The organism is Gillisia sp. JM1 (assembly GCF_000424645.1).
Lineage (GTDB): Bacteria > Bacteroidota > Bacteroidia > Flavobacteriales > Flavobacteriaceae > Gillisia.
On the sequence record NZ_AUKH01000007.1, the window covers coordinates 51627 to 64107 of the forward strand.

Consider the following 12481-nt stretch of genomic DNA (forward strand, 5'->3'; position numbering starts at 1 on the left):
CTTTTGAAGGTAGTATCAGGAATTATTTCAAGATTTCAACTAATTAAACTTAGAAATTGAAATATTTCGGATGATTATCCTACAATTTTTTGACGTATTAAACTCTTTAAACAGACTCTTAGAAAACTTTTAATTCTTAATGTTAGCTACCTTATCTCTTTTAATGTTATTGACCTTAATATCTTCAAGAACATTAATAGCCTCTTCTACATAAACATCTCCAGTTAAACTCTCGTGCCATCTGTCTCTCTTTTCTCTTAAGATAGTATCCGTCATAGATATTTCAATTTCATAAGGCAAGGATTCATAGGTAAGATTAGAAGTATAATCTGAAATAGCATCGAATCTCTTAGCATCTTTTTCTGTAAGCAATCTATGATTTTGATAAGCTGCATAGTTCAAAGGATACGTTTCCTCATCTCTTTGATCTTTTACCCACTTTGCATTTTCAGCAATAAGATTTAATTGTGCATTGTTAGTCATTCTCTCATTACTGTTTTTAATAGCATCTTCAAAATCTATATAACCATCCCAAATTTTATATTTAGCAGGTTTTATTTGATCCCAAGGCAATGGGTTTTCATAATCTTTCTCACCTATATCTATAAAGCTATATCTATCTGGAACAACCACATCACTTTTAACGCCTTCTAACTGGGTAGAACCTCCATTTACTCTATAGAACTTCTGAGTGGTTAATTTTAATGCTCCAAGATCTCCATATTCGTTACTTCTCACGGTTTGATTAAGATCTATTACATTTTGAACTGTACCCTTACCATAAGTTTGTTTGCTTCCGATAATAATCGCTCTCTTATAATCTTGCATTGCAGCCGCAAGAATTTCTGAAGCTGAAGCAGATAATTCATTTACTAATATTACTAAAGGGCCGTCCCATAGAATACTTGGATCTTGATCTTCTAAAATCTCCTGACCTTCCCCTTTACTTTTCACCTGAACTACAGGTCCTTTTTCTATAAATAATCCAGCAATATCTACAACTGTTTTAAGGGACCCACCACCATTATTTCTAAGATCTAGAACAAGACCTTCCATTCCTGCTTTTTTCAACCTTATAATTTCCTTTTCAACATCTGAAGCAGCATTTCTATCTGCATAATTTTCCATATCAAAATAGAATTTAGGCAAGTTTATAAGTCCAAATTCTCTTCCGTTCTTATTAACCAAAGCAGATTTTGCATAAGTTTCTTCTAATTCTACAATATCTCTTGTAATGGTAATATCCTCAATGTTACCCATCATCTTTTTCTTAACTGTCAAAGTAACTTTAGAATCCTTAGGTCCTTTTATTAGATTAACAGCATCATCTAATCTCATTCCCACAATACTTACCGGAAGTTCTTCATCTTCTTGCTTAACTTTTAAAATGATATCCCCTTCGCTTAATTTATCACTCAACCAGGCTGGCCCACCAGAGATGACTTCCATGATGGTAATATTATCGCTTTTCTTTTGTAGTCTAGCTCCAATTCCTTCCAGTTTCCCAGACATTGCAATGTCAAATCTATCTTTATCTTGTGGGGCAAAATAAAATGTATGCGGATCGAATTCCTCTACAATGGCATTAATATAAACTGAGAAATAATCTTTACGCTCTAGTTCTTCACTAAAATCAAAATACTCGTCCATAGATGTTAGAACAGCTTCCCTAGCCTCTTTCTCCAACTCCACATCAGATTTCACTTTATAAGAAGAATCTTTTTCTAATGCTTTTTCCTGATCCTCTTTACTATTGTAAAAATTTCCTAAGGTGCTAAATTTTAGTTGCTTTCTCCAACGCTCTTTTAATTCTGCTCTAGAAGAAATATAATCTATCTCCTCGTAGTTGGTATTGATATCTTCTTCTTCAGAAAAATCAAAAGGTTGAGCTAGAATCTCTTTATAAATTCCTCGAACCTCTTTCATTCTTTCCAGTAACCTATCGTGTGTTAAATTGAAAAAAGCAAGATCTTTTCCTCTTATCTGATCATCTATCTTATCTTGATAAACAACAAACTCCTTCACATCTTTCTCGTAGAAAAATCGTTTTAAGGGATCTATTGCATCTAAATAATCTTTATAGACTTCTTTTGAAAAACCATCGTCTATAGTCTTAGCATCGTAATGTCCTTTCTCTAGGACATAGGTAATAAGATCTATTAATAATTTATCTTTATTGGGGTCATTGAAAGTTTTTGTAGTAAAGCTGCACGATGCGGCCGCCATAAGCAACACTAACACCAAAAATTTATAGTTCCTTTTCATAAAGCGAATATATTTCATCATTTAATATCAATCTAGATATAGTAAAAATTGTGCCAACCCTCATCATTTGCACAAATAATTTGTTAGACGTCTAAGATAAGCTTTCCTTTGGGAATTATAATTTTAGCACCCTTAAAATATTTACTTATGTCTAAAGAGAAACCGCTTATTTTAGTCACAAATGATGATGGAATCACCGCTCCGGGAATTCGCACATTGATTGAGGTGATGAAAGAATTAGGCGATGTAATTGTTGTTGCTCCAGATAGCCCCCAAAGTGCCATGGGACATGCAATTACTATTACAGATACACTTTACTGCGACGAGGTTAAAATCAATAAAAAATATACTCATAAAGAATATAGTTGCTCTGGGACTCCAGCAGATTGTGTGAAAATTGCAACCCAAGAAATTTTACACCGAAAACCAGATCTCTGCGTGAGTGGAATAAACCATGGTTCTAATTCCTCTATTAATGTGATCTACTCTGGGACTATGAGCGCTGCTGTAGAAGCTGGGATTGAAGGAATTCCCGCAATTGGATTTTCACTATTGGATTATTCTTTAAGTGCCGACTTTGAACCTACCAAGAAATTTATAAAAGCAATTACAAGAAAAGTTCTCAAAAATGGACTTCCGAAAGGTGTGGTTTTGAATGTGAACTTACCCAAGCTAAAGGAGAAAGAAATTAAAGGAATCAAAATATGTAGGCAAGCCAAAGCCTATTGGGTAGAGGAATTCGATAAAAGAACTAGTCCGCAGGGAAGAGATTACTATTGGCTGACTGGTAAGTTTGTGAATGAAGATAGTGGGCAGGATACAGATGAATGGGCCTTAGAAAATGGCTATGTATCTGTAGTCCCTGTTCAATTTGACCTTACTGCACATCACTATATTAAAGATCTTAACGACTGGGGACTAAATGATTAAGAAACACGTTCTTATTGGTTTTCTAATTGGATTATTAACCAACGCAGCCGGGATTTTCTTTTATATTCTTATATTTTCGAAAATGGATCTGGAGGCTACACTTCATGATGCCCTTCAGAATGATTATTTAGGTAAAATTATAGCGCTTGGAGCGATCTTAAATTTTTTTCCCTTTTTTGTTTTTATAAAAAAGAACCAGCTCTACAAGGCAAGAGGTGTGCTCTTAGCGACCGTACTTATGGCAGTGGTTATAGCAGTTACCAAATTTATTTGATAGCGTCGGAAAATTTGGGAATTTGATTAAATGTTCAATTGGCATTCATTTTTCAAAATAAATTAATAAGATTTAAAGAGTTTGTTTCTATCAAAGAATTGAAATAATAGTATCTCGACTCCGCTCGATTTGACATTTCAACCATATTATAGAAAAGCAGCAAAGAGTACATAGATAACAATTTGATAACTTTCAATACTTAAAATCCCTTTGAATGAAATATTACCTTATTGCAGGTGAAGCTTCCGGCGATTTACATGCTTCCAATTTAATGTTAGCTTTAAAAAAAGCAGATCCAGAAGCTGAATTCAGATTTTGGGGCGGAGACCTTATGCAAGAAGCTGGGGGAACTCTGGTAAAGCACTATAGGGAATTAGCCTTTATGGGATTCTTAGAGGTGATTGCAAATCTAAGAACCATATTAAAGAATATTAAGGTTTGTAAAAATGATATTCTGAAATACAAGCCAGACACCATTATTTTTATAGATTATCCCGGCTTTAATATGCGTATTGCCAAATGGGCAAAAGAGCTAAATATTTCTACACAATATTATATTTCTCCACAGATCTGGGCCTGGAAAGAGAATAGGATAAATGCAATAAAACGAGATGTAGATGAAATGTATGTGATCCTTCCTTTCGAAAAAGAATTTTATGAAGAAAAGCATCAGTTCCCAGTACATTTTGTTGGCCACCCTCTTTTAGATGCAATCGCGAAGAAGGATTTGGTTGTTCCAGATGAATTCAGAAAAAAACATAATCTAGACGAAAGACCGATTATCGCATTGTTGCCAGGGAGTCGAAAACAGGAGATCTCCAAGATGTTGGAAACCATGTTGAGTATTACCGAGGATTTTAAAGAATATCAATTTGTTATTGCCGGAGCTCCTAGCCAGGATGCAGAATTTTATAAACCCTTTATCAAAAAGAAAAATGTTCATTTAGTACTGAATAGAACCTACGATGTATTAAGCCTTTCTGCTGCGGCCTTAGTGACATCCGGGACAGCAACTTTAGAAACAGCCTTGTTTAAGGTACCGGAAGTCGTTTGTTATAAAGGAAGTACAATTTCTTATCAGATAGCAAAAAGGGTAGTGGATTTAGACTATATTTCGTTGGTTAATTTGATTATGGATAAAGAAGTAGTTACAGAATTAATTCAGAATGACTTTAATTCGAAAAAATTAAAAATAGAATTGAATAAAATATTGGATACAAAGAACAGGGAAACAATATTTGAAGCATACTTTGAGTTAGAAAGAAAGTTAGGGGGCGCAGGAGCTAGTGAAAAGACTGCCCAACTAATTTATAAGAGTATTAAGAAATAGCATTTTTATATGAGTAGATTATCTTACTATGTATTTTTCTCCCTATTCGCTTTATTACTTAGCAGTTGTGGGGCCTCCAGATCTAAAAGAGCTGTAGTGCAACAAAAATTGAATGCAAACGAAGTTATAATCTATCACAAGGCTCCAGAAAACAAGGTAAATACAGCCCCTGCCTCAGAGGAACCAAAAGACAAAAGAGTCTATAATATTACTACAACTGCCCTAAAATTTCAGGGAACAAAATATAAATATGGAGGTACCACAGAAAAAGGAATGGATTGTTCTGGCCTAGTATTTACCTCATTTTTAAAAGAAAACATAGAACTACCAAGGTCTTCTAGAGCGATGTCCCTAGAAGGTGAGCGCTTATCTCTAGTAGATGTAAATATTGGAGATCTCTTATTTTTTGAGACCAATAAGAACAAAAAAGTGATAAATCATGTGGGATTAGTTATAGAGATTCAACCGGGTCATATTTTATTTATCCACTCTTCGTCTTCCAAAGGCGTTATAATATCTTCTTTAGCAGATAATTACTGGTTTGACCATTTTGTGATGGCAAGACGAGTGATCTAATTATTTACTATCTTCAAGAGTAATTAAGACTTTTTGAAGATTGTATAATTTCACACTTATCAGGCTTACATTTTTTCTAATAGTCGGGATACTATTGGGTTCTTATTTTGAATTTTCGTCATTTATAATTTTAATAACTGGCGTTGTACTTTTTCTAACATTCATAATTTCTTTTTTCTTAGCAAAAAGGAGTTTTCTTCAAAATCCTGTTTTTGGAATTTTGGTCTTCATGATGTTCCTGTATCTAGGGTTTCTTACCTCCTATTCTCAGCTACCAAAAAATAATCCAGACCACATTGTAAATTCTTTTCCAACAGAATTAAAAGAAGGTTCTCCTATCATTGTTGCTGAAGTATTAGAAATATTAAAACCTGGGATGTATCAAGATAGATATATTTTAAAGCTTATTAATCTGAACTCAAACTATGTAGAAGGAAAATTACTTTTGAATGTATCTAAAGACAGTTTAACACCCAATCTTAAGATTGGCCAACGTCTTGTCACTATAGGACGATTTGAAGATTTAAAAGGAAACTTAAATCCATACCAATTCAATTATAGTCAGTACATGAAGGTATTGGGAGTTTACAAACAACTTAATATCTCTAATCATCAGTTCCAAACCCTTAAGAATTTACCAACATCTCTAAGATCTTATGCCGGAAAACTAAGAGACCAGATAATCTTCAATCTTAAAAAGCAAAACTTCAGCAAAGATGAACTTGCTGTAATCCAAGCTTTGTTATTAGGCCAGAGACAAGAATTATCTCCCGAGCTTCAGCAGAACTATGCAGCTGCGGGAGTTATACATATTCTAGCAGTTTCTGGGTTACATGTAGGGATTATCTTATTCCTGCTCAACTCGGCTTTGAATTTCATGGATAGATGGAAATACGGAAAATCCACTAAAACACTGTTCCTATTAATTTCTCTATGGGGATTTGCTTTGATTGCGGGTCTCTCACCCTCTGTAGTACGCGCTGTAAGCATGTTCTCCTTCGTGGCTATTGGAATGCAATTAAACAGAAGAACAAGCATTCTGAACACTTTATTTGCTTCACTACTAATCCTTCTGCTTATTAATCCTTTCTATCTGTTTCAGGTCGGGTTTCAATTAAGTTATTCCGCAGTTTTCGCAATTGTGGTTTTTCAGCCAGCAATTATGAGAATAATAAACACTAAAAATAAATTTTTTAGATATCTATGGAAAATAGTCTCGGTAACCCTGGCAGCGCAAATTGGGGTTTTGCCTTTAAGTTTATATTATTTTCATCAGTTCCCTGGTTTATTTCTTGTTTCCAATATTCTTATTCTACCATTTATGGGATTGATCTTGGCTGCAGGAATCATTTTAATTTTATTTGTCCTCATTGGATTAAATCCTATACTATTATCCAAAACCTATGCTTGGATGATTTCAGCTTTAAATAATTATGTAGCCTATATTGCTTCCAAAGACACATTTATAATTAGAGATATTTCATTTTCGCTGATGCTCTGTGTTGTATTCTTCGTTTTTCTAATCTCTATTTCCTTTCTTCTGAAAAAGAATAGTTTTAAAAACATAGTGTTTGTATTTAGCTCCATAATATTTATTCAACTTGTCTTCATTTATGAGAAATATCAAAAGCCGATAAATGAGTTTGTAATCTTTCATAGAGCACGAAACACAGATATTGGAATAACCCACAACAATACTTTTAACTATTACACTACCAATATTCAGCAAAAGCCATCTTTTATAAATGATTATGAAATTGGAAATAAACTAAAAGTGGACACTAGCTTTAAAGTTGAAAATATATATTCATTTACTGGAAAAGACATTTTAGTAATAGATAGTCTGGGAATTTATGATCTGCCTAACTTTTATCCGAAGCTTATCTTACTTACAAATTCTCCAAAAATAAATCTCGAGAGACTGATTATAGAGTTAAAGCCTGAACAAATAATTGCAGATGGAAGTAACTACAAAAACCTTATTGAGAAGTGGAGGCAAACAGCATTAAATAAAAAGCTCCCTTTTCACGCAACTGGCGAAAAGGGAGCTTTTATTATAAAATCTATCCTCACCCGGACCTACCGAAAATAGGAGCTACGATCTCTCTTAAGGAGAGGTAAATCGGAAACCCCGAGACAAAGTCACCGGGAATTTATTAAGATAAAAACTACTGAAGGTAACTAACTAACACTTAATCTTTAAAAGTTCCTTTGAACTCTTTTTCGTATTTACCCCAAGCATCTGCCGAGGTTAATTTTTTATAATCGTTATTCGCTATCATCTTAAGAAAGATCTCTAATTGCTCCGGAGTTCTATAACCTACAACTGGGGCAATTACATTAGATTTTTCATCAAAGAACACCAAACTAGGGTATCCACTAATTTTTAAGGCATTTGCTAAAAAATGCTGACTATTTCTACCTTTTCTATTAGGATCGTAATTAGGATTTGTATACTTGAAATCTTTATACACCACTTCTTCTGTACCCTCTGCATCAAATTTAACAGGATAGAAATGCTTGTTCACATAATTCACCACATCTTTATTGGTAAAGGTGTTTTTATCCATCAACTTACAAGGCCCACACCAAGTGGTATAAGCATCCATCAAGATCTTTTTTGGCTGCTTCTTCTGTGCTTCCAATGCTTCGTTCATACTCATCCATTTGATCTCCTGCGCTTGAATTCCAGTAAAGGTCAATAAGACAAGTAAACCAGTAAGTAATAATTTCATGTTTGCTATTTTTCTACACATTTTCAAATATCATTCCGAATTCGATCTTCAATAAGGATTAAATTTAATAAATATTGAAGACATTCAAAAATGAATTATTTAATCCATCATATCAGCATTTTATGTAATGGCTACAACATGATAATAAGTACTCCCGCTGCAGCCATAAATATAAAGATCAATAAAAAGAGGCCGAAAGAGATTTATCAACAGCCATGATTCTAATTAAACAAAATCTTTTTCACCAAGATCATACTGTTCTTGTTCTGGTAATTCCCTTTCATCATCTTCTGCACCATGTGTAAGTCTCTTAAGAGGTTTTAGCATGAATAAAACTATAGATGCAAAGATTACAGTAAAGATGGTTATTCCTAAGAAGGTTCTAAACTCCATTTCTGTTTGAACTTCATCAATTATTACAATTCCAGAATAATCCAATTGTTCATTAGACAATTCTTCATCATTATTTCTAAAGCTGAATACAGCATAGTAAGGATCTTCTTGAGTTACATTCTCTTCTTCTAGCAGTTTGACGATCTCATTCTCGCCATTTTCATTTTCGAATTTTACTAAATCTAAAACCGATTCATTTGTATTGAGGTCTATTGCCTTAAATTCTCCGTTTTCTGGATAAATTTTTGTCTTTATTTCAAAGTTTTCCCTGTTTTCCAGGATGCTATCGTTAGCATTTAAAAATGTGCTTAGTTCTCCGCTAGATGCAATCAATTCAATTTTCGTAGGTTCTCCTTGTGAAAATTCCCCTATTACTCCTGCAACTTTATTTCCTAAACCAGTAGCCGCAAAATAAACCCCCATCATTAAAGAGGCATATCTCATTGGTGCAAGTTTAGTAATGAAAGATAAAGCAACCGGTGAAGAACAAAGTTCTCCAATAGTGTGAAGTAAATAGGCCAATACTAGCCAATACATTGCTGCTGATCCATTAGATGCATATTCTTGAGAAGCAGCAGCCATAAATACAAACCCAAGTCCCATGATAATTACACCTGTTGCCATTTTGAAAATGGAAGAAGCTTCTTTGTTCTTAAGTTTTCGTTTCGCCCAATAATTAGCGACAATCACACCAAAGAGTATGATAAATAATGCATTTAAGGATTGAAAAAAGGAAGCTGGCACCTCATTTCCTATCAAGGGTAAGCTAAAAGGTAAGATCCTATCGGTCTTATCTAAGGCATAAATATTCATTAAACCACCCGCTTGTTCGAATGCACCCCAGAAAACAATTACCAAAGTAAAAGAAAGTAGCATTACCACATATCTATCTTTCATTACCTGGCTGGTAAGATCTTTATAAACCATTAGCATCATAGCTACTACTAAAGTCAAGAATATGAATAAAAGTCCATATCCAAATCCCCATGATAACCAACCCCAAATTGAAGCTCCAAGTAAAATAATTGAAATTATCAATTGAACTGGTGATCTAAATAACTCACTAAATAAATTCCCTAAAGAAGCTCCCTCATCAAGCTCTACTTTTGATAGGAGGTTTCCAACATTAGTAAGATATTTTTGCCCCCAAAGATATACTAGAAGACCTAAAGCCATTGCAATTCCTGCAAGTCCAAATCCGTAATGCCATCCAATATTTTCACCTACATAACCTACAATTAAACTGGAAAGAAAAGCTCCAAGATTGATCCCGATATAGAAAATCGTAAAACCTTTATCACGCCTAATATCACCTTCTTTGTAAAGGCCACCAACCATAGTAGAAATATTCGGTTTTAAAAGTCCAACCCCAGCTATAATTAAACCAAGGCCAGTATAAAATGCCCACATTTCCTCTACAGCAAGGATTCCATGTCCACAAACTAAAATAATACCTCCTATTAAAACGGCCTTTTTCTGGCCGAAGACTTTATCGGCTAAAATACCTCCCGGAATAGAAACAACATAAACTAACATTGTGTACCAACCATATAGAGCAAGAGCTTCCGTAGAAGTCCAACCCAAACCAGCATTACCGCCAGTTGTTGCACTTACTAGATATAGTACAAGAATAGCGCGCATCCCATAATAGGAAAAACGCTCCCACATTTCTGTGAAGAATAAGATATATAATCCTAGTGGATGCCCGAATAACTCTTTTTGATTCGCCGGAGGTGCAGTATTTGCCATAAAATTTTATTAGTTTATTGGTAAGATTATTATAAATTTTCTTTAATGAAGTTTGTCATCTTAGTGTACAAGTGCAATCTTGTATTCCCACCGTAAATCCCATGATTCCTGTCTGGATAGATCGCCCAATCGAACTGCTTGTTAGCTTGTACCAAAGCTTCGATCAATCTCATAGAATTTTGCACGTGCACATTATCATCTCCAGAACCATGAACCAAAAGATAATTCCCTTTTAATTTATCTACATGATTTATTGGAGAATTCTCATCATATCCACTAGCATTTTCTTGCGGAGTGGTCATATACCTTTCAGTATAAATAGTGTCATAAAATCTCCAGCTAGAAACAGGCGCTACAGCAATTGCCATTTTAAACACATCGTTTGCTTTTAAAATAGCATTTGTAGACATAAAGCCACCAAAGCTCCATCCCCAGATCCCTATTCTTTCTGAATCTATATATTCTAGCTCCCCTAATTTCTTAGCTGCTGCAATTTGATCTTCCAACTCAAATTTACCCAATTCATTTTGAGTTACTTTTTTAAATGCTGCTCCTTTAAATCCTGTACCTCTTCCATCTACTGAAACTATGATGTAACCCAGGTCTGCAAGCATCTGATACCAGTAATCATTGGCACCAAAATAAGAGTTAGAAACAGTTTGAGATCCCGGTCCAGAATACTGATACATTAAAAGTGGATATTTCTTTGTAGCATCAAAATATGAAGGCTTAATAGTCCACATATTCAACTCGTTCCCATTGATCTCTATAGTAGACAATTCTTTTGGAGAAAAATCAAAGGCTTTCTCTAATTCTAATAATTCTGAATTATCCTTGATCTTTCTTACCAGTTTACCGGACTTCGCATCATGAAGTGTATATTCATTTGGAGTGGCTGTACTATTATAAGTATTTATGAAATACGTGAAATCTGCACTAAAATCTGCATTATTTGTACCCGTCTTCTGTGTTAAACGTGTTTTTTTAGAACCATCTGTTTTAATAGAATACACATCTCTATTCACACTTCCATTTTCTGTGCTTTGGAAATAGATTCTCTTGGATTTAGGATTGAAACCATAGTAATTTGTTACTTCCCAATCTCCTTTTGTAATTCTATTCAGCAGCTTTCCATTTTTATCATAATGATAAATATGATTGTAGCCATCTTTCTCGCTGGTCCAGATAAAACTGTTATCAGCTAAAAAGGTCAGGTTATCGGTAACATCTACGTAGGCTGCGTCTTTCTCATTTAAAACGACCTTTACTTCGTTCGTTTTAGCATTTAAAAAAATAAGATCCAGATCATTCTGATGACGGTTAAGAACTTGTACACTTATCACATCAGGATTGTTGGTCCATTTAATTCTTGGAATATAAAAATCCTCATAATCCCCTAAGTTGATATCACTTGTTTTCGCAGTCGCTACATCATACATATGTAATGAAACAATAGCATTTGCTTCTCCCGCCTTAGGATATTTAAAAGTTGTTGCTGTAGGATATAAATCTTTCCCTATTATATCCATAGAGAATTCGGGAACGTCAATTTCATCAAATCTTAAAAAGGCTACTTTTGTTCCATCTGCATTCCAATCAAAACCTCTTACAAAAGCAAATTCCTCTTCATACACCCAGTCTGTAATTCCATTAATTACTTCATTTTTATTACCATCTGTAGTGATCTGAGTTTCTTTTCCTGAAGCTAAGTCCTTTACAAAAAGATTATTTTCAAAAACATAAGCTACTTTAGAATTATCAGGAGAAAATGTTGGCTCCTGAACTTTATTTTCACTTAATTTCTTTAGTTCTTTAGATTTTACATCGTAGACATAAAAGATCCCTTGAGAAGAATGACGATAGATCTGGTCTACATCTGTAGCCAATAAGATCATATTCTCATCCTGGCTAAGTTCATAAGATTGAAATCCGGACAACTCAGATAGATCTGAACTGTTTAAAAGACTGCCCTTTTTCTCTCCAGACTTATAATCGTAAACATCTATGCTAGAAGATCCAGCCTGTCTATCTTGGTTAAGAACGATATATTCTGTTCCGTTATTCAAAGATTTCAAAGATTCAAGTCGTTCCTGGCTAAAAGTGCCGCTCCATATATCTTCTAATGTAACTTGTTTTTCTTGTGCAAAAATCGCAGAAGTTCCCACCAAAAATAGGGTAAGGACAAATTTTGGTATTCTCATAAATGTATTAAATAAATTTTGTAGGCCA

At 34.1% G+C, this 12481-nt stretch carries 9 protein-coding genes; 5 read left to right on the forward strand and 4 right to left on the reverse strand.

The features are described from left to right. Positions 1–129: 129 nt before the first annotated feature. On the reverse strand, positions 130–2265 hold the full coding sequence (locus tag H033_RS0100215; protein ID WP_026836515.1) for a carboxy terminal-processing peptidase: 2136 nt from the start codon (positions 2263–2265) through the stop codon (positions 130–132). Positions 2266–2412: 147 nt separating this feature from the next. On the opposite strand from H033_RS0100215, the gene surE reads away from it, so the two are divergent. The 5 genes from surE (at position 2413) to H033_RS19240 (ending at position 7467) form a co-directional block, all read left to right on the forward strand. Continuing rightward, a complete protein-coding gene (surE, locus tag H033_RS0100220) occupies positions 2413–3195 on the forward strand; it encodes a 5'/3'-nucleotidase SurE (RefSeq protein WP_026836516.1) in 783 nt (260 codons plus the stop codon). Beyond that, complete coding sequence (locus H033_RS0100225) at positions 3188–3469, forward strand: hypothetical protein (RefSeq protein WP_026836517.1); 282 nt, start codon at positions 3188–3190, stop codon at positions 3467–3469. Before surE ends, H033_RS0100225 begins: the two co-directional genes overlap by 8 nt. 214 nt (positions 3470–3683) lie before the next feature. Then, a complete protein-coding gene (gene lpxB / locus H033_RS0100230; RefSeq protein WP_026836518.1) occupies positions 3684–4799 on the forward strand; it encodes a lipid-A-disaccharide synthase in 1116 nt (371 codons plus the stop codon). 9 nt (positions 4800–4808) lie between these two features. After that, positions 4809–5375, forward strand: a complete 567-nt coding sequence (locus tag H033_RS0100235; RefSeq protein ID WP_026836519.1) for a C40 family peptidase — start codon at positions 4809–4811, stop codon at positions 5373–5375. Positions 5376–5469: 94 nt separating this feature from the next. Further along, entirely contained in the window at positions 5470–7467 is a 1998-nt protein-coding gene (locus tag H033_RS19240; protein ID WP_231367530.1) for a ComEC/Rec2 family competence protein, read from the forward strand. A 100-nt stretch (positions 7468–7567) separates the two neighbouring features. Here H033_RS19240 and H033_RS0100245 read toward each other — a convergent pair whose 3' ends face one another. The 3 genes from H033_RS0100245 to H033_RS0100255 form a co-directional block, all read right to left on the reverse strand. Continuing rightward, positions 7568–8110 (reverse strand): thioredoxin family protein, encoded by a 543-nt coding sequence (locus H033_RS0100245; RefSeq protein ID WP_026836520.1) that lies wholly within the window; start codon positions 8108–8110, stop codon positions 7568–7570. A gap of 225 nt (positions 8111–8335) precedes the next feature. Next, positions 8336–10252, reverse strand: a complete 1917-nt coding sequence (locus H033_RS0100250) for a peptide MFS transporter (protein ID WP_026836521.1) — start codon at positions 10250–10252, stop codon at positions 8336–8338. A 29-nt stretch (positions 10253–10281) separates the two neighbouring features. After that, the gene (locus H033_RS0100255; protein ID WP_026836522.1) at positions 10282–12453 is read right to left on the reverse strand and encodes a S9 family peptidase; all 2172 of its coding nucleotides are present in this window, start codon (positions 12451–12453) and stop codon (positions 10282–10284) included. Positions 12454–12481 lie beyond the last annotated feature (28 nt).

Excerpts from the sequence above, each read along its gene's own strand:
- H033_RS0100215 (WP_026836515.1), bottom strand. The coding sequence starts at position 2,265 with ATGAAAAGGAACTATAAATTTTTGGTGTTAGTGTTGCTTATGGCGGCC.
- surE (WP_026836516.1), top strand. The coding sequence starts at position 2,413 with ATGTCTAAAGAGAAACCGCTTATTTTAGTCACAAATGATGATGGAATC.
- H033_RS0100225 (WP_026836517.1), top strand. The coding sequence starts at position 3,188 with ATGATTAAGAAACACGTTCTTATTGGTTTTCTAATTGGATTATTAACC.
- lpxB (WP_026836518.1), top strand. The coding sequence starts at position 3,684 with ATGAAATATTACCTTATTGCAGGTGAAGCTTCCGGCGATTTACATGCT.
- H033_RS0100235 (WP_026836519.1), top strand. The coding sequence starts at position 4,809 with ATGAGTAGATTATCTTACTATGTATTTTTCTCCCTATTCGCTTTATTA.
- H033_RS0100245 (WP_026836520.1), bottom strand. The coding sequence starts at position 8,110 with ATGAAATTATTACTTACTGGTTTACTTGTCTTATTGACCTTTACTGGA.
- H033_RS0100250 (WP_026836521.1), bottom strand. The coding sequence starts at position 10,252 with ATGGCAAATACTGCACCTCCGGCGAATCAAAAAGAGTTATTCGGGCAT.
- H033_RS0100255 (WP_026836522.1), bottom strand. The coding sequence starts at position 12,453 with ATGAGAATACCAAAATTTGTCCTTACCCTATTTTTGGTGGGAACTTCT.